Raw genomic sequence first — 16,775 nt, forward strand, 5'->3', positions numbered from 1 at the left:
TGCCTCACCTTCACGACCGGCGGTTTCCCCGCAGTTGCCCGACCGTTAAGCCGGTGTGAACTGGTGCCTCGCGGGCATCCGGCAACGACGTGAGCCCGCCCGCTAGGGTTGCGGGAAAGCCACCCACCGAGAGGTCACGAGTGCCGCACCTCACCGTCGACTACGCCGCGCCCCTCGCCGGTTCGCTCGACCCGCGCGCCTTCGGCCTGGAGCTGCACGCCGTCGTCGAGGCCACCACCGGTGCCACCACCGCCGCGTGCAAGACCCGCTTCCGGCAGATCGAGCACAGCGTCATCGCCGACGCGGCCGGTGCCGCCGAGCACACCGACATGGTCCACATCGAGATCCGGCTGCTCGCCGGGCGTACCGCGGAGGTGAAGGCACGGCTGGCCGACGCCGTCCTGGAACTCACCACCCGCTCCCTGACCCCGGACACCGGCCGCATCCTGGACGTCTCCGTCCACGTGGCGGACCTCGACCGGGAGACCTACCGCGCCGCACGCACGGGGGAGCGGTCATGAGGTTCGGCCTGCTGGGCACCGGCCACTGGGCCGAGCACACCCACGCCGCCGCGCTCGCAGCCCACCCCGACGCGGAGTTCACCGGCGTCTGGGGGCGGCGCCCCGAGGCGGCCGAGGCGCTCGCCGAGCGGTACGGCGTGCGCCGCCACGACACCGTGGACGGCCTGCTCGCCGACTGCGACGCCGTGGCCGTCGCGCTGCCCCCCGACGTGCAGGCGCCGCTGGCGGTGCGCGCCGCCGAAGCAGGGCGGCACCTCCTGCTCGACAAGCCGCTCGCCACCACCGTCGACGGCGCCCGCGCGGTGGCCGACGCGGTGACGCGCTCCGGCGTGCGCTCGGTGGTGTTCTTCACCCTGCGCTTCGCCCCTGCCAGCGCGCGCTGGATCGCCGAGCAGACGGTGACCGGCGGCTGGACCCTGGGCCGGGCCGACTGGTTCTCACCGGTGTTCGGCGGCTCCGACTCCCCGTACGCGGCGTCCCCCTGGCGGCGCGAGAAGGGGGCCCTGTGGGACATCGGCCCGCACGCGCTGTCGGTGCTGCTGCCGGTGCTAGGCGACCTCGCAGGGACGGGCGACACAGGGACGGGCGACGCCCGGCTGGCTGACGCGGTGACGGCGGTCCGCGGCCCCGGCGACACCGTGCACCTGGTGCTGCGGCACGAGGGCGGGGCGTCCAGCACGGTCCTGGTCAGCCACTCGGTGCCGACCGCCGCCGCCGGGGTCGCCGCCGAGCTGCGCGGCAGCGCCGGCGTCGTGGCCCTGCCCGAACGGGAGGAGCCGGCGGCGGTCGCCCACGGCCGGGCCGTGGACGCCCTGCTGTCCGGCGAGCCGCACCCCTGCGACGTGCGGTTCGCGCTGCGCGTCACCGAGATCCTGGCCGCCGCGGAAGCGCGGCTCGACGCCTGACACCCGACGTCCGGCGGCGGCCCCGCCCCCGCGGGGGCCGGACCGCTGCCGGACGGGCCGGGTCAGTACACGTTGACGCCGTAGGCGGCCAGGGCCTCCGTCACCGGCTGGAAGACGGCGCCACCGACACCGTTGACGCAGCTGCCGGTGCCACCGGAGTGGATGCCGAGCGCGACGTTGCCGCTGAAGTGGGCGCCGCCGCTGTCGCCGCCCGCCGAGCACAGGTTGGTGCGGACCATGCCGTAGACGATGTTCCCGTTGCCGTAGTTGACGGTGACGTTGGTGGCCTGGACCGTCCCGGACGTCACGCCGGTCGTGCTGCCGCTCTTGCGGATGGACTGCCCGACGACCGGGTCGGCCGCCCGGGCGATGTCCTGGAACGAGCCGTTGTACAGGTTGACGCGGCCGGGGGCCTGGGAGTTGTCGGTGTACCGGACGATGCCGTAGTCGTTGTTCGGGAAGCTGGTGCCCGTCCGGACGCCGATGTTGTGACCGCCCTGCGAGGCCTGCCAGTTGGCGGAGATGTTGGTGCAGTGGCCTGCGGTCAGGAAGTACCTGACGCCGTCCCGTGCCACGTTGAAGGCGGCCGAGCAGCGGCTGCCGCCCGCCCAGACGGCGTCACCGCCGTTGACCTCGCTGCTGTAGGTCCCCTCCACGCGGGTCAGCCGCGCGGCGTCGCCGAGTCCGGTCACCACCCGGTCCAGCTGGGCCAGTTCGTGCGCGGAGACCGACTCGTCGGCGTGCACCTCCACCCGGTTGGTCACCGGGTCCACGCCCCAGGACGTCCCGGGTATCGACGCCTTCGACTCCAGCGTGTCGACAGCGGCGTCCAGCTCGGCCGCGTCGCGGGACACCCGTCTGGGGGCCGCCCCCGCCGCGCGGACCTGGCGCTCGGCGGCGGCGTCGGTGACGTTGACCGTCAACTCGCCCGTGCGGGGGTGGAGATACGCCCCGGTGGTGCGCTCGCCGAGGGCCTTCTCCAGTCCGGCGGCGGTCCGCAGCCCGTCCGCCGTGGCGGACTGGCCCGGTGCGGGTTCGGCGGCCTCGCCGGCCCAGGCGGTACCGGCCGTCACCGGCAGCAGCGCGAGGGCCGCGGTCAGCGCGACGACGGTGAGCGGCCGGCGGCGGCCATGCGGGCGTGCGGGGGTGGAAAACGTCATGGGGGGTCCTCCCAGGGAGACCGGAAAGCAGACAACCAGGCCAAAGGGCCAGGTGGTGGGGGGTGCGCCGTTCCTCGGACCCGCAGCGGGCTCGGACCCGCGAGGGGCTCGTACCTGAGGGGCTCGGACCTGATGGGGGGACGGCCCGCCACGCCGGCCAGGGCGTGCGCGGTGCCGCTGCTGGTACGCATATCTAGCGGATGCGCTGATCATCGCGCAATAGCCCGTCCGGCCCGGCCCGTTCGTTGGAGCCCACCCGGGCGCGGTGCGGTCAGCGGACTGCTCGCGGCGGGCAGCACGAACGCCCCGGCCCGGCCGCTGCCGTCGCGGCAAGCGGGCCTCGGGCCGCCGCCGCACGCCCGCTCGTGCCCGAGCCGGAAGCGGATGCGCCCGCGAACCGCAAACGTGCCCACGCCGCCGACGGGAACCCGCCAACCGGAGCCGCGCCGCTTCCGGAGGCCCGCCATCCGGAGCGTGCCTCTTCCGGAGACCCGGCAACAGGCCCCGATCCGCTTCCAGAAACCGCCAACCGGCCCCGCGCCAACTGCTGGTGCCGCGCGCGGCGGAGCCGCCGGACCGGGAATCCGGTCCGGCGGCGGCCCCGCCGCGGCCCCGCGTACCTGCCGCGGGCCCGACCCCCCGTCAGCCCAGGGCCGCCACCCGCTCCCGGTAGCCGCGGACGGGTGCGGCGTCCCGGTACGGCTCCAGCCGGCGCTCGAACTCGCGCACGTACTCGTGCGCGCGGACCGACCGCATCTCCGCTGCCGCCTGCGCGGCCTCCGCGCCCAGTGCGCACGCCTGCTCGATCTCGCCCAGCCCCAGCCGGGCCGTGGCCAGCACCACCCGGCAGAAGAGCCGGCTGCGTGCGTAGCCGGCACCGCGCAGGTGCAGCGAGCGTTCCGCGTACTGGGCCGCCGTCCGGTACTGCTGGAGATCCCGGTGGCAGTGCCCGAACTCGTCGGCGAGCTGCGCCTCGTCGAAGAAGCGGGCCCAGGGCGGCGTCTCCTCGCCGGGCCGGGCCGCCTCCAGTGCCCGTTCCGCCCGCGCCAGCGACGCCGTGCAGGCCCGCACCTCGCCCAGCACCCCGTGGCCGCGCGCCTCGGCGGCGTGCAGCAGCGCCTGGAGGACCGGCGGCGCGGACGCCCCCACGCCCTGCTGCGCCACCCGGGCAAGCTGCACCGCCTCCCGGCCGTGGCCCAGGTAGACGGCCTGGCGGCTCATCGTCACCAGCACGTAGCTGCCGTAGGCCCGTTCACCGGCGGCCTGGGACAGCCGCAGTGCCTGCACGAAGTACCGCTGCGCCAGCCCGTGCGCGGCGATGTCGTACGCCGTCCACCCGGCCAGCCGCGTCAGGTCCGCGGCCGCTGCGAACAGCCGGCGCCCGGCCTGCTCGCCGTAGCTGCCGCGCAGCATCGGCTCCGCCTCGTGCTCCAGGTAGCGCACCAGCGCCTGCCGGGCGTGGCCGCCCCCGTAGGCGTGGTCCAGGGTGCGGAACAGCTCGGCCACCGAGCGCAAGGCGGTGATGTCACCGCCGGACACCCGCTGGCCCGCGGTGCGCTCGACCAGTTCGGCCGGGTCCGTGCGCACCCGGGAAGCCAGCGGGCCCCGGCCCTGCAGCGGCACGCGGTGCGCTTCCGGAGGCTCACCCCTGGCGACCCGCTCGTCGGCGCGGCCGATCAGCCAGTCGCGGCTGGGCACCACCAGACCGGCCGGGGTGAACGCGATCTTGCGCAGCTCGGCGTGGCTCCCGGAGTCCTTGCGCCACAGGCCGCCCACGATGTCCACGGCCTCCGCCGGGCTCGCGGCGAACTCAAGACCGGCGTACACCGGGGCGCAGGCGTCCAGGCCGAGGTCCTGGGCGGTGAGCCGGCGGCCGAGCCGGCGGGTGAACACCTCGGCGATGAGCGCGGGAGTGGTGCCCCGCGGCTGCTGACCGCGCAGCCAGCGGGTGACGGACGTCTTGTCGTACCGCAGGTCCAGACCGTGTTCCAGACCGAGCTGGTCCACTCTCCGCGCCAGCCCGGCGTTGGAGAAGCCCGCCTCGGCGATGAGGGCGGCGAGCTGACGGTTGGGACTGCGTTGCTGGGAGGGGCGGCTCCCGGGTCGTTCCGACGACATCAGTTGTGCGGTCTCCTGCCTGTCGGCTTGGGACAGACGCCAGGGCGCCCTTTTGGAACGGCGTGAATGTAGCGGTCGTTTCGGTGTTCTCCGCCACATCGGGCCGGTATTCATCCATTCGTGTGAGGGCGCGCGGACCCGCACGCGCCTGCGTACCGGTGGCCGGACGGTCGTACAGTGGCTGCCAGGGGCGTCCGGAGCGGGTCCGGGAGCCCCTGGCAGCCACTACCGCCGCACCCCGGTGCGGTGGCGGCACGCGGGCGCCACGCCGGGCGGGCCGCAGCGGTGGCGCACACCGGCCGGGACGCCCGGGCGGGGAGGTCGCGAACGCCGGGACGGCCGACAGGGCCGGGCCGGCCGGGAAGGGAAGCCGCCGTGAGCGAGCTGCGCTTTGTCCGAATGGGCTTCGGTGACGAGGCGGTGGAGTACAACGCCGCCTGGCAGCGGCAGCGCGAGGTGCACGCGGCCCGCTTCGCCGACGAGGTCGAGGACACCTGCCTGCTGCTGGAGCACCAGGCGGTCTACACCGCCGGCCGGCGCACCGAGGACAGCGAGCGCCCCCTGGACGGCACCCCGGTCGTGGACGTGGACCGCGGCGGCAAGATCACCTGGCACGGACCGGGCCAGCTCGTCGGCTACCCCATCCTCAAGCTGCCGCGCCCGGTCGACGTCGTCGCACACGTCCGCCGCCTGGAAGAGGCACTGATCCGCACCTGCGCCGACTTCGGCCTGGAGACCAGCCGCATCGAGGGCCGCAGCGGCGTCTGGGTGCTCGGCGACCCGCTGGCCGCGCGCCCCTCGCTGGGCGGCCTCTCCCTCGACTTCGCCCCGCGCCCCGACGACGAGGAGTTCGACGCCCGGCTGATGGGCCCCGAGTACGCGCCGTCCAACGCCGGCCAGCGCGGCGAGGACCGCAAGCTCGCCGCGATCGGCATCCGGGTCGCCAAGGGCGTCACCATGCACGGCTTCGCGCTGAACTGCGACCCGGACAACACCTCCTTCGACCGCATCGTGCCGTGCGGCATCCGCGACGCGGGCGTCACCTCGCTCAGCGGCGAACTGGGCCGGGACGTGCCCGTCACCGAGGTGCTCCCCGTCGTCGAGAAGCACCTCGAAGCGGTACTCGGCGCAACGGCGCCACTGCCCCGGGCGGTCTGAGGAGGGCACGGCCCGCCTTGCTTCCCTCGGGTACCGGGGGTGGAGGGGCGGGAGGCAGGTGGGCGTACCCTGGGATGCGCCGAAGAATCAAAAGTTTGAGGAGCCGGACGTGTCCGCTGTCGCACCCGACGGTCGAAAGATGCTCCGCCTGGAGGTCCGCAACAGTCAGACCCCCATCGAGCGCAAGCCGGAGTGGATCAAGACCCGGGCCAAGATGGGCCCGGAGTACAACGCGCTCCAGAGCCTGGTCAAGCGCGAGGGTCTGCACACGGTCTGCCAGGAGGCCGGCTGCCCCAACATCTTCGAATGCTGGGAGGACCGCGAGGCGACGTTCCTCATCGGCGGTGAGCAGTGCACCCGCCGTTGCGACTTCTGCCAGATCGACACCGGCAAGCCCGCGGAACTCGACCGGGACGAGCCCCGCCGCGTGGCGGAGTCCGTCGAGCAGATGGAGCTGCGCTACGCCACCATCACCGGCGTCGCCCGCGACGACCTCGACGACGGCGGCTCGTGGCTCTACGCCGAGACCGTGCGCCAGATCCACCAGCGCATGCCCGACACGGGCGTGGAGCTGCTCATCCCGGACTTCAACGCCGTGCCCGAGCAGCTCGCCGAGGTGTTCTCCTCGCGACCCGAGGTGCTGGCCCACAACGTCGAGACGGTGCCGCGGATCTTCAAGCGCATCCGCCCCGCCTTCCGCTACGAGCGGTCCCTCGAAGTCATCACCCGGGCCCGCGAGGCCGGCCTGGTGACGAAGTCCAACCTGATCCTCGGCATGGGCGAGACCCGCGAGGAGGTCAGCCAGGCCCTGCAGGACCTGCACGACGCAGGTTGCGAGCTCATCACGATCACGCAGTACCTGCGGCCCACCCCCCGGCACCACCCCGTCGAGCGCTGGGTCAAGCCGCACGAGTTCGTCGAGCTCCAGGAGGAGGCCGAGGAGATGGGCTACGCGGGCGTCATGTCCGGCCCGCTCGTCCGCTCGTCCTACCGGGCCGGCCGGCTGTACCAGCAGGCCGTCGAACGGCGCCGGGCCACCGACGCCGCGTGAGATGTGTCTCAAAGGGTTTGACCGATTTTGACCCGGCGGTCATGCGGTGGTAACACCTTTCGGTGACGATGTTCTCACACACCGCTCATGTCATCCGAGGGGACAAGACCATGCAGGCTGCCGCCCCCGTACGCCCGACTCTCGCCGACGCGCTGCGCACGTTGGAGGGAGTCCTGCTGCGGACCGGTCAGAGCACTGCCCGGCGCAACGCGTGGACGGCGGTCCTGGAGGACCGCCGCCGCGCCAAGGACCGCGTCGAGACCGAGCACGTCCTGGAGGCCGCGGCTGAAGCCGCTTCCGTCGCCACGTAAACTCCCCGTATGGCGCGGAAGGAAAAATCCGAGAATCCGGGGCGGCTCAAGCAGATCGCCCTGACGTACAAGATGGCCCGGCGGTCCGATCGGTGGCTCGGGTTCATCCTGGCCGGCGTGGGGCTGGTCACCTTCGGCGTGGTCCTCGGGATCGGCTTCCTCGTCGGGCACCCCATCTACCTGGGCATCCTCGGCTTCCTGCTGGCCTTCCTCGCTGTGGCGATCATCTTCGGCCGCCGCGCCGAGCGGGCCGCCTTCGGGCAGATGGAAGGACAGCCGGGAGCGGCGGCGGCCGTGCTGGACAACATCGGCAGGGGCTGGTCGGTCACGCCGGCCGTCGCGATGAACCGCCAGCAGGACGTGGTCCACCGGGCGGTGGGCAAGCCCGGCGTGGTCCTGGTCGCCGAAGGCAACCCGAACCGGCTGCGGGGCCTGCTGGCCTCCGAGAAGCGCAAGATGGCGCGCGTCCTGGGAGACATCCCCGTGCACGACCTGATCGTCGGCAACGACGAGGGCCAGGTGCCGCTGAGCAAGCTGCGCAGCACCATCGTGAAGAAGCGGCGGGTCCTGCCCGGCTCGCAGGTCACCCAGGTGAACGACCGCCTCCGGGCGATGGGGGACCTGATGAAGAACATGCCGCTGCCCAAGGGGCCCATGCCCAAGGGCATGCGCATGCCGAAGGGCCCCACCGGCCGCTGACCGCCGCACGGCTCCCCAGCGGAGCCCCGCCGCGCCGACGCACGGCCGCGCTCCCGGGCTGCACCCGCTGTATCCGGCTGAGCCCGTTGCCCCCGCTGCGTCCGTCGTATACGGCAAGCGCCAGAACCGAGCACGCTCTGCGGGCCGGACCCTCGTACCGGGGTCCGGCCCGCAGAGCGTGAGCGATGGGGGGCGTGCGGTGCAGCTGCGGGGCTGCTTCCGCGGCGGACCCCGCGCCTCACTCCGTCGGCGGTACGGGAGGCCTCATTGAGCGTGTCGGCCGACGACCACCCGCCCAGCGCAACGCGGGGGAGGGGCGGGAGATGCGGGTCGCACCGCGCGTCGCACGCCGGCGGATTCGGTGGCGGGGCGCGGCCCGACCCCGTCAGCTGGTGCGGATCTGCACCGCGCCGGAGAGGCGGTCGTGCAGGCCGCGGGTGTCGCGGTCCCAGATGAGCGCGGGCAGCGCGAGCGTCAGCAGAACCGTTCGCACCAGCACCCGCGGCACCGTCAGTCGGCCGCCCGCGGCCGACACCACCCGCAGCCGCATCAGGCGCTTCCCCGGCGTGAAGCCGAGCGTGCCGACGGTCAGGAAGACCATGACGCCGAACACCAGCAGCGCCCAGTTCCCGGCGCTCTGCATGGTGCCGTCCGACAGCAGCGCGCGGGCGATGAGTACGCAGAGCAGCCAGTCGATGAGAATGGCGGCGACCCGCCGCCCCAGCGGGGCGATGGAACCGGGGCCCTCCTCCGGCAGCCCCAGCCGCTCACCGCGGTAGCCGAACTCGGCGCCCATGCCCTCGGCCGCCGCGCGGGGGCCGGAGAGCCGCGATCCCATTGCCTGCCTGTTGTCCACCCGACCACGGTATCGCGAGTCGAACAGCGGACGTCAGCGGCCGAACGTATGCGGGCGCGCCCCACAGTCTCCGAAGAGGCCGCAGCGGGCCGCGTCCGGTTAACATCGGCGAAACAATTGGGTCATGCTCGAGAAATCCCCCATGCCTAGGGTCGAGCCAGCGGACCACCGCACTGGGCTGCGATCTTGAGATGCAATCCCGTCCCCTCGCGGCGGGACTAGGAGGACTTGGATGTTCCAGAACGCCGACGAGGCCAAGAAGTACATGGCGGACAACGACGTGAAGTTCGTCGACGTCCGCTTCTGCGACCTGCCGGGCATCATGCAGCACTTCACGGTGCCGGCCGCGGCCTTCGACCCGACCGAGAACCTGATGTTCGACGGCTCGTCGATCCGGGGTTTCCAGGCGATCCACGAGTCGGACATGGCGCTGGTCCCCGACCTCTCGACCGCCCGCGTGGACGCGTTCCGCCGCGACAAGACCGTCAACATCAACTTCTTCATCCACGACCCGATCACCGGCGAGCAGTACAGCCGTGACCCGCGGAACGTGGCGAAGAAGGCCGAGGCCTACCTCGCGTCGTCCGGCATCGCCGACACCGCGTACTTCGGCCCCGAGGCCGAGTTCTACGTGTTCGACGACGTCCGCTTCGAGACCAAGGCGAACGCCGGCTACTACCACATCGACTCCGAGGCCGGCGCCTGGAACACCGGTGCCATCGAGGACGGCGGCAACCGCGGCTACAAGGTCCGCTACAAGGGCGGCTACTTCCCCGCCCCGCCCGTCGACCACTTCGCCGACCTGCGCGCCGAGATCAGCCTGGAGCTGGCCAAGGCCGGCCTGGAGGTCGAGCGCCAGCACCACGAGGTGGGCACCGCCGGCCAGGCCGAGATCAACTACAAGTTCAACACGCTGCTGGCCGCGGCCGACGACCTGATGCTCTTCAAGTACATCGTGAAGAACGTCACCTGGCGCAACGGCAAGACCGCGACCTTCATGCCCAAGCCGATCTTCGGTGACAACGGCTCCGGCATGCACGTCCACCAGTCGCTGTGGACCGGCGGCTCCCCGCTGTTCTACGACGAGCAGGGCTACGCCGGCCTGTCGGACACGGCCCGCTACTACATCGGCGGCATCCTCAAGCACGCCCCGTCGCTGCTGGCCTTCACCAACCCGACGGTGAACTCCTACCACCGCCTGGTGCCCGGCTTCGAGGCCCCGGTGAACATGGTCTACTCGCAGCGCAACCGCTCCGCCGCGATCCGCATCCCGATCACCGGTGCGAACCCGAAGGCCAAGCGCATCGAGTTCCGTGCGCCCGACCCGTCCTCCAACCCCTACCTGGCGTTCTCCGCGCTGCTGATGGCGGGCCTGGACGGCATCAAGAACAAGATCGAGCCCGCCGAGCCGGTCGACAAGGACCTCTACGAGCTGGCCCCCGAGGAGCACGCCAACGTGCCCCAGGTGCCCACCTCGCTGCCCGCGGTCCTGGAGGCCCTGGAGGCCGACAACGAGTACCTGCAGGCCGGCGGCGTCTTCACCTCCGACCTGATCGAGACCTGGATCGACTACAAGCGCACCCACGAGATCGCCCCGATGCAGCTCCGCCCGCACCCCCACGAGTTCGAGCTGTACTTCGACATCTGAGGTCGCCGCAGGTCAGAGCGGGTTTCCGCTCTCCTGAGCCGTCTGTGGGCCGTCGGCCGTGTTCTTCCCGCCAGGGAAGGCACGGCCGTCGGCGTTCTCGCCTTCTCCCCGCCGCAGCTTGCAGCGGGGACCGGGCGAGTCCGGCAGGTCAAGGGTGCATGCGGGCGCCCTTGAGTGACTTGTCGACTGCGTTGCGCGGGCCGTGGACGGCGATGCCCACCAGGTCGAGCTGGTCGCCGGGCAGGGCCCGCACCTCGGCGCGGTTGTCCCGGTCGTTGCCGGTGGCGAACAGGCCGGAGGTGAACACCGAGCACAGCAGCGCCCTGGCGACAGCGCGCCGGTGCGCCGCGGCAAGCGTCTCCTTCGTCCCCTCGAGGACGAGGACGGGCTGGCGGAACATCGGCAGGTAGGCCGTGCCGTCGGCGTCCGCGTACGACTCGCCGATCAGCTCGGGCAGTTCGGTGCCGAGGCCACTGACCAGGAACGCGGTGACGTTCAGCCGCTGCCAGGTCTCCAGGTCCTCGCGGAGCAGAACAGCGATCTTGGTGTCGAAGCGGATGGTAACGGGGTCGGTCGTCATGCCCTCGGTCGTCATGCCCTGAGACTGGCGGACCGTCCGCAGCGCCGTCTTGTACATTCCTTGCATGGTGGGCCGGCAGCATGTTTCCGCTTGGCGCCCGCAGGTGGCGGGCGTGGTGGAGGTCTTCCACGCCCACTTCACCGAGCACGCCTACCCCATGCACGTGCACGACGTGTGGACGCTGCTCATCGTGGACGACGGCGCGGTCCGCTACGACCTCGACCGCCACGAGCGCGGCACCCCCGGCGACACCGTGTCGCTGCTTCCACCTCAGGTCCCGCACAACGGCTCACCCGCCACCTCGAGCGGTTTCCGCAAGCGGGTCCTCTACCTGGACCTGACCCAGCTGGACGAGACGTTCATCGGCCCGGCGGTGGACGGGCCCGACCTCGTCGACCCGCTGCTGCGCCGCCGCGTCGCTCAGCTCCACTCCGCGCTCGCCGAGGGCGGAGACGCCCTGGAGGCGCAGAGCCGCCTCGCCCTGATCAGCGAGCGACTCCGCGGCCACCTGCGCCCGCATCCCGTCGGAGGACCGTCGACACCCGAGCGCGGGGTGGCCCACGGGCTGCGGGACCTGCTCGACGAGCGGCTGTTCGGGGGCGTGACCCTGGACGAGGCCGCGGCGCTGCTGCACACTCATCCAGCACATCTGGTCCGCGCGTTCAGCGGCACTTTCGGCATTGCGCCGCACCAGTACCTGACAGCCCGCCGGGTGGAGCGCGCCCGGCGGCTGCTGCTCGACGGGCGGTCCGCGGCGGAGGCGGCGACCGCGTCCGGCTTCTACGACCAGGCGCACCTGAGCCGCCACTTCAGACGCCACGTGGGCACCACCCCCGGTCGCTACGCCCGCGGCGGGACTGCGCGGGCGTAGTCGCCGGGCGACGTCATCAGGAGGTGGGGGACTGGTTGTGGTCGGCCGCGTAGGCTGCGAAGACCTCTCTGGGGGGTGCATCGAGGTGCAGGAACTCGTCGGACAGCACCTCCGCGAGCAGTTCCAGCGCCTCGGACAGCATGGCGGCGCTCAGCCGCACGTCGGCCCGGGACGACTCCAGACCCTCCTCGGCGAGGTCGGCCGCGTAGTCCAGGACGGGGGCCAGCGAGGAGCCGTCCTCACTGTCGTGGAAGTAGTACGTCACCTGGTGCTGGCGGAGGTCGACGCGCACCTCGGTGATCTGCTCGGCCAGTTCCGCGTAGAGGCTCGCCGCCATGCCGGGGTCCAGTTGCCCGGCCGAGCGCACCGCGCGCCGCAGGGACACCAGCCGCAACGCCAGCACGCGGCGCCGGGTCAGCGCCGGATGCACCTGGCCGTTCCAGGACACGAACACCGTCAGCAGGAGGAACCCGATCAGCGCCTGTACCGGCACGGCGACCCGCAGCCAGCCCTCGCTGGGCACGATGTCGCCGAAACCGAGCGTGGCCACGGCGACCAGCGAGAAGTAGAGGCTGTCCAGAAAGTCGACCCGATCTGCCGGGCGCAGGTCCTCGGTGAAGGTGAAGGCGTCGGGCATGTGCGGCAGGTAGACCAGAGCCCAGCCGAACGCCACCAGCGCCGTCCACAGCAGGACGACCACCAGCATCGCCAGCGGGCCGACCGCCAGGGCGAAGCGACGGCGCAGGCGCAGCAGGCGACTCAGCCGCCACAGCGTCGACACCACCAGGTTGCTGAGCGCGCCGCGTCCCACCGGGTGCCAGAGGGTGTGGAAGACGTCCCGCAGCGCCAGCAGCACCAGGACACCGCCCGCCGCCGTGATGAGCCAGCCCATGCCGAGTCCCCTTCTGCCTGTCTGCCTTACCGCCCTCCCGCCTTTCCGCCTGCGCGGCTGCGGCGGTGTGTCTGCCTGCCGGAGGCGGACCACCTGCGCTCCGGGCGGCCGTGCCTCCGCCGTCTACCTCCCCGACGCCACCCGAAACACCGGCCGACCAGCGGGCGCCGGACGGACAGGGCGCAGGTCACCGGACGCCGGGCCTCGGCGTGCGGACCCGGACCCCCGAGCCCCGGCTCATGGCTTCGAACCCCGGTTCGCGGGCTGCCGGGAAGCGGCCGCTACCCTCGGGCGCCATGGCACCCGACCACCCGGACCGCGTCGCGGGCATGCCGCTCGCTCTTGACCTGGACCACGAGGACGACGCCAGCCGGCCGGCTCCTCCGCTGCACCTGCGACTGACCCGCGCACTGCGCTCGGCCGTGGTCGGCGGACGGTTCGCACCGGGCAGCGCGCTGCCGCCCAGCCGGCTGCTGGCGGCGGACCTGGGCTGTTCGCGCTGGGTGGTCACGGAGGCGTACTCCCAGCTCATCGCCGAGGGCTATCTGGAGGCCCGCAGCGGCTCAGCCACCAGGGTGCGGCTGGGCGCGGCAGCCGAAGCAGGTCCTGGCAGAGCCGTGCGCGCCCCCGACCGGCTCCCGTCGTTCGACCTGCTGCCCGGCCTACCGGATCTGAGTGCCTTCCCGCGAAAGCGGTGGGCTGACGCCGTACGGGCGGCAGTCGGGTCCATACCGTCTGCCGCACTGGGCTACCCCGAAGCCGCCGGTCACCCCCGGCTGAGGGAGGGGTTGGCCGCGCACCTGGTCCGCGCTCGCGGAGCAGCCCTGACAGCTGATCACCTCCTGGTGTGCGGCGGTACGTCCGACGGTGTCGCCCGTCTGTGCCGCACCCTGCGAGCGGAGGGCCACACGGAGGTCGCGGTGGAGGACCCGGGCTGGCCCCGGCTGAGCGCGGTCGTCGCCGCGTCGGGTCTGCGGCCGGTGCCCGTGCCGCTGGACGAGCAGGGGCTGCGGGTCGACCTGCTGGCGCAGCTGCCGGGCGTGCGGGCGGCCATCGTGGCGCCGGCTCACCAGTTCCCGACCGGAGTCGTGCTGTCGTCACCGCGCCGCGCCGCGCTGATCGACTGGGCGCGCCGCGTCGACGGGCTTGTCCTGGAGGACGACTACGACGCCGAGTTCCGCTACGACCGCCGCCCGGTGGGCGTGATGCAGGGCATGGACCCGGGCCGGGTGGCGCTGCTCGGTTCCGTCAGCAAGACGCTCTCGCCGTCACTGCGGATCGGCTGGCTGGCGGCACCGGCGCGCTGGGCGGACCGGGTGGCCGCCGACGAAGGCGCGCCCATGCCACCGCCTGTCATCGACCAGGAGGCACTGGCCGAGTTCCTCGCGGCGGGCTCCTACGAGCGGCACCTGAGGGCCTCGCGCCTGCGCTACCGCCGCCGCCGGGACGTCCTGGTCCGGGAGATCGACCGACTGCTGCCGGAACACCGGGTGTCCGGGGCGGCAGCCGGATTCCATCTGATGCTGCACCTGGTGGACTGCCCGGCCACCGAGGTGGTGAAAGCGGCAGCCCGGCGCGATGTGCGGCTCGTGGCGCTCGAACGCTACCGGGCGGGCGGCGGTCCGGTCGGGGACGTGCTGGTCCTCGGCTACGGCAACCTCGCCGACACGGCCGTCCCCGGCGCCGTCCAGCGCCTCGCCGAGGCCGTGGAAGCCGTGCGCGCAGGGCGAGGGGGACGGATGGACTGATGCCCCGTCAGTTGTTCCTTCTGCGTCGGAGGAGAAGGAACGCCGTGGCCAGCAGGGCGACGGCTCCGCCGACCGCGAGGGGGAGTACCAGGCCGTATCCGTCCGCAGAGGTACTGGTTGCGGTGCGTTCGCTGGCTGTGTGACCCGCTGCCTCCTGCGTTGGTGATGGCGAAGGCGAGGGAGGCGTCGGCTTGATGCTGTGAGGGTCCAGGAGGGGATTGATATCGGGGTCGCCGGGCTCGCCCTTGTCCTCGAGAAGGACCACGCGGGGGCGGACTGCGCCGTAGCCGACGAATTTGCTTGGTACTTCCTGCCCCTTGGGAACTCCGGCTGTCTGCAGCATGACCCGCATCACCTGGTTGGCGTTCCATTCGGGATGCTTCGACCAGATCAGTGCAGCTGCTCCGGAGGCAAGGGCCGCAGCGTTGCTCGTGCCTTCATTCAGGCAGTACCGGGAGAACGTATTGTCGCACCACCCGGGAACATCGGAACCAGGTGCAGTGAGTACCACATAGCCGTCCTGTGAGTACTTAGCGACATCTTGGGATTGCTCGCTTCCAGCGACTGCGGCTACGTTCTTGGATGCCGCCGGATAGGCGGCAAGATCCTTCCCCTGCCCTTCGTTGCCCGCAGCCGCAAACATCAGCTTCCCCCTGCTTGCCGCGTAGTCAAGCGCGTCTTTGAAGTCTTGACGCAAGAGCGCTCGAATAGACATGCTGATGATTTGGGCCTCGCTGTCGGCTGCCGCTCGTACAGCCTCCGCAACCGTGTACTCATCACTATTGGATTGCCCGTCTCCTGGCTGCTCCTTAAAATCACCAAGAGGGACCCGGATTGGAAGAATCTTTGCTCCCGGAGCAAGCCCCTGGATGCCACCGTTCCGTCCGGTGCCCGCGATCAGTTCCGCCATGCTGGTGCCGTGACCGTTGAGGTCCTGGAAGGCCTTGGAGTTGATCTCCGGCGCGGTCAGGTCGACCTGACCGCGAAGCGCGTCGGTAGCGGGGTTCACGCCGCTGTCGATCACTGCGACGGTGACGCCCTGCCCAGTGCTGACCTCCCACATCTGCTCCGCCTGCATGGGGTCGAGGTACCACTGCTTCTTCCGAACGTCCTCCGCGTGCGCCGGAGGCGCAGTGCCCGCAAGGCAGATGTTCCAGGCCACGGCGACGGACAGTACGCTCACCACTCGACGCCAGCGCCAAGGCAGTCCGATTGGCTTATCCTCGCGCTCGACAGCGTTGATCGTCATCGTCACTCCGTCACCGGTGGAACGCTGTCGCGCTGACCCGTCCACGTCTCTTCGTCTTCGGTCAGGTAGTGGGGACGTCGGGAAGCGTCGCTGGGGCGCTCAGCGGACCCCGATGGTGCGTTGCGAGGCGCCACCGTGGCGCTGGGCCCCGCAAGTAGACCCCTACCTCCCTGTGTGAACGGCTGCGCGGTGCGTCCTGCCTGGGTGCCGTGATGAGGGCGGGGGCCGCCGACGACGCCGCCGGTCTCACCGGCGAGGCGCCGGGCTTGACCGTGGCCTCCGGGGTTGCTGGGTGCCACTCCGCCAGAAGGGGTTGCCACCCCTCGTCCCATCGGCGCGGAATCTCCCCCGATTACCGTTCCTCGCGGCAGCCTTGATGAGGAAGGCGTGTTCGCCTGGCTCGGCGTGCCACCGAGAATCCCCTCGGGCCGCGCACCTCGGATGGGCGACGCGGAGGTGATCGAACGGGCCGGAGCACCTTGCGGCACCGAAGACCCGCCCGGCCCGAAGCGCCCGGAGACGCCGCTGGGACTGGCACCTGTGACCTGGCTACGCCCACTTACCGTTGGGGCGGTGCCGCTTCGGGATCCCCCCATCCCCCTTGCTACGCGCCCCACACCGCTGGGGATAATGCCCGGCAGAGACGCGATCCCACCACTGTTGGTGGGGTTGGGCAGAGGGGTTCCAGGGGAACGCGACGCCGACTCGGAAGCGGCGGGCAACGCAACCGTACTGTTCAAGTCGGTACCTATCGACCGCTCCGGGGGCCCGCTGGCAAGCTGTTCCTCACTACGAAGAAGCCCGGCGGCCGGTGGGCTGCTCTCCTCCCCTCGCCCGGCGTTGCCTGTCTGGCGCAACGTTCCAACGTCACCGCTACCACCTCCTGCCGCCACCGGAGACGAAGATGAACCGTTGCCTCCACTCCAGGTGTAGCCGTCATTCTTGGGCTCCGGCACTCCCACGTCGGGCATGGGGCCGAAGGTGGGTTGTTGCTGGGCGGCCATGATG

At 71.8% G+C, this 16,775-nt stretch carries 15 protein-coding genes; 9 read left to right on the forward strand and 6 right to left on the reverse strand.

The window, feature by feature from the left end:
- The first annotated feature begins 140 nt into the window (after positions 1–140).
- Together QNO07_RS11740 and QNO07_RS11745 are read left to right on the forward strand one after the other, a co-directional pair.
- Positions 141–521 (forward strand): 5-carboxymethyl-2-hydroxymuconate Delta-isomerase, encoded by a 381-nt coding sequence (locus tag QNO07_RS11740; RefSeq protein ID WP_283991723.1) that lies wholly within the window; start codon positions 141–143, stop codon positions 519–521.
- Entirely contained in the window at positions 518–1,426 is a 909-nt protein-coding gene (locus QNO07_RS11745; RefSeq protein ID WP_283991724.1) for a Gfo/Idh/MocA family protein, read from the forward strand. The genes QNO07_RS11740 and QNO07_RS11745 overlap by 4 nt, the downstream gene beginning before the upstream one ends.
- A gap of 62 nt (positions 1,427–1,488) precedes the next feature.
- Here the strand turns inward: QNO07_RS11745 and QNO07_RS11750 are convergent, their stop codons facing one another.
- Both QNO07_RS11750 and QNO07_RS11755 read right to left on the reverse strand, forming a co-directional pair.
- Positions 1,489–2,586, reverse strand: coding sequence for a S1 family peptidase (locus QNO07_RS11750; protein ID WP_283991725.1), 1,098 nt, complete (start codon positions 2,584–2,586; stop codon positions 1,489–1,491).
- Positions 2,587–3,228: 642 nt separating this feature from the next.
- Positions 3,229–4,704: an NsdA family TPR-like regulatory protein gene (locus QNO07_RS11755; protein WP_283991726.1), complete on the reverse strand. Its 1,476-nt coding sequence runs from the start codon at positions 4,702–4,704 to the stop codon at positions 3,229–3,231.
- Positions 4,705–5,079: 375 nt separating this feature from the next.
- Here QNO07_RS11755 and lipB point away from each other — a divergent pair, with 375 nt between their 5' ends.
- The 4 genes from lipB to QNO07_RS11775 all read left to right on the forward strand — a co-directional run bounded on the left by lipB (position 5,080) and on the right by QNO07_RS11775 (position 7,923).
- On the forward strand, positions 5,080–5,862 hold the full coding sequence (lipB, locus tag QNO07_RS11760; RefSeq protein WP_283991727.1) for a lipoyl(octanoyl) transferase LipB: 783 nt from the start codon (positions 5,080–5,082) through the stop codon (positions 5,860–5,862).
- A gap of 109 nt (positions 5,863–5,971) precedes the next feature.
- The gene (lipA, locus tag QNO07_RS11765; RefSeq protein WP_283991728.1) at positions 5,972–6,913 is read left to right on the forward strand and encodes a lipoyl synthase; all 942 of its coding nucleotides are present in this window, start codon (positions 5,972–5,974) and stop codon (positions 6,911–6,913) included.
- Between the two features lie 110 nt (positions 6,914–7,023).
- Positions 7,024–7,224 (forward strand): SCO2195 family GlnR-regulated protein, encoded by a 201-nt coding sequence (locus QNO07_RS11770; RefSeq protein ID WP_283991751.1) that lies wholly within the window; start codon positions 7,024–7,026, stop codon positions 7,222–7,224.
- Positions 7,225–7,233: 9 nt separating this feature from the next.
- Positions 7,234–7,923, forward strand: a complete 690-nt coding sequence (locus QNO07_RS11775; RefSeq protein ID WP_283991729.1) for a DUF4191 domain-containing protein — start codon at positions 7,234–7,236, stop codon at positions 7,921–7,923.
- A gap of 385 nt (positions 7,924–8,308) precedes the next feature.
- Here QNO07_RS11775 and QNO07_RS11780 read toward each other — a convergent pair whose 3' ends face one another.
- Positions 8,309–8,779: an RDD family protein gene (locus QNO07_RS11780; protein ID WP_283991730.1), complete on the reverse strand. Its 471-nt coding sequence runs from the start codon at positions 8,777–8,779 to the stop codon at positions 8,309–8,311.
- Between the two features lie 232 nt (positions 8,780–9,011).
- Here QNO07_RS11780 and glnA point away from each other — a divergent pair, with 232 nt between their 5' ends.
- The gene (gene glnA, locus QNO07_RS11785) at positions 9,012–10,427 is read left to right on the forward strand and encodes a type I glutamate--ammonia ligase (protein ID WP_283991731.1); all 1,416 of its coding nucleotides are present in this window, start codon (positions 9,012–9,014) and stop codon (positions 10,425–10,427) included.
- 148 nt (positions 10,428–10,575) lie between these two features.
- On the opposite strand, the gene QNO07_RS11790 is transcribed toward glnA, so the two are convergent.
- Positions 10,576–11,073 carry a DUF2000 family protein gene (locus QNO07_RS11790; RefSeq protein ID WP_283991732.1) on the reverse strand — a complete coding sequence of 166 codons (498 nt, stop codon included), beginning with the start codon at positions 11,071–11,073 and terminating at the stop codon, positions 10,576–10,578.
- On the opposite strand from QNO07_RS11790, the gene QNO07_RS11795 reads away from it, so the two are divergent.
- Positions 11,072–11,878: a helix-turn-helix transcriptional regulator gene (locus QNO07_RS11795; RefSeq protein WP_283991733.1), complete on the forward strand. Its 807-nt coding sequence runs from the start codon at positions 11,072–11,074 to the stop codon at positions 11,876–11,878. The genes QNO07_RS11790 and QNO07_RS11795 overlap by 2 nt on opposite strands.
- Positions 11,879–11,894: 16 nt before the next feature.
- Here QNO07_RS11795 and QNO07_RS11800 read toward each other — a convergent pair whose 3' ends face one another.
- Entirely contained in the window at positions 11,895–12,770 is an 876-nt protein-coding gene (locus QNO07_RS11800; protein WP_283991734.1) for a potassium channel family protein, read from the reverse strand.
- A gap of 296 nt (positions 12,771–13,066) precedes the next feature.
- On the opposite strand from QNO07_RS11800, the gene pdxR reads away from it, so the two are divergent.
- Positions 13,067–14,518, forward strand: coding sequence for a MocR-like pyridoxine biosynthesis transcription factor PdxR (pdxR, locus tag QNO07_RS11805; RefSeq protein ID WP_283991735.1), 1,452 nt, complete (start codon positions 13,067–13,069; stop codon positions 14,516–14,518).
- A gap of 7 nt (positions 14,519–14,525) precedes the next feature.
- On the opposite strand, the gene QNO07_RS11810 is transcribed toward pdxR, so the two are convergent.
- Complete coding sequence (locus QNO07_RS11810) at positions 14,526–15,767, reverse strand: S8 family serine peptidase (RefSeq protein ID WP_283991736.1); 1,242 nt, start codon at positions 15,765–15,767, stop codon at positions 14,526–14,528.
- Between the last annotated feature and the right edge of the window lie 1,008 nt (positions 15,768–16,775).

Origin of the sequence: Streptomyces sp. 549, from assembly GCF_030124175.1 — a bacterium.
Classification (GTDB): domain Bacteria; phylum Actinomycetota; class Actinomycetes; order Streptomycetales; family Streptomycetaceae; genus Streptomyces.

Bases quoted from the DNA above. Each gene is read 5' to 3' on its own strand.
- QNO07_RS11795 (WP_283991733.1), top strand. From the start codon at position 11,072: ATGGTGGGCCGGCAGCATGTTTCCGCTTGGCGCCCGCAGGTGGCGGGC.
- QNO07_RS11755 (WP_283991726.1), bottom strand. From the start codon at position 4,704: ATGTCGTCGGAACGACCCGGGAGCCGCCCCTCCCAGCAACGCAGTCCC.
- QNO07_RS11790 (WP_283991732.1), bottom strand. From the start codon at position 11,073: ATGCAAGGAATGTACAAGACGGCGCTGCGGACGGTCCGCCAGTCTCAG.
- QNO07_RS11745 (WP_283991724.1), top strand. From the start codon at position 518: ATGAGGTTCGGCCTGCTGGGCACCGGCCACTGGGCCGAGCACACCCAC.
- QNO07_RS11800 (WP_283991734.1), bottom strand. From the start codon at position 12,770: ATGGGCTGGCTCATCACGGCGGCGGGCGGTGTCCTGGTGCTGCTGGCG.
- QNO07_RS11770 (WP_283991751.1), top strand. From the start codon at position 7,024: ATGCAGGCTGCCGCCCCCGTACGCCCGACTCTCGCCGACGCGCTGCGC.
- QNO07_RS11750 (WP_283991725.1), bottom strand. From the start codon at position 2,586: ATGACGTTTTCCACCCCCGCACGCCCGCATGGCCGCCGCCGGCCGCTC.
- QNO07_RS11775 (WP_283991729.1), top strand. From the start codon at position 7,234: ATGGCGCGGAAGGAAAAATCCGAGAATCCGGGGCGGCTCAAGCAGATC.
- QNO07_RS11810 (WP_283991736.1), bottom strand. From the start codon at position 15,767: ATGACGATCAACGCTGTCGAGCGCGAGGATAAGCCAATCGGACTGCCT.
- pdxR (WP_283991735.1), top strand. From the start codon at position 13,067: ATGGCACCCGACCACCCGGACCGCGTCGCGGGCATGCCGCTCGCTCTT.
- glnA (WP_283991731.1), top strand. From the start codon at position 9,012: ATGTTCCAGAACGCCGACGAGGCCAAGAAGTACATGGCGGACAACGAC.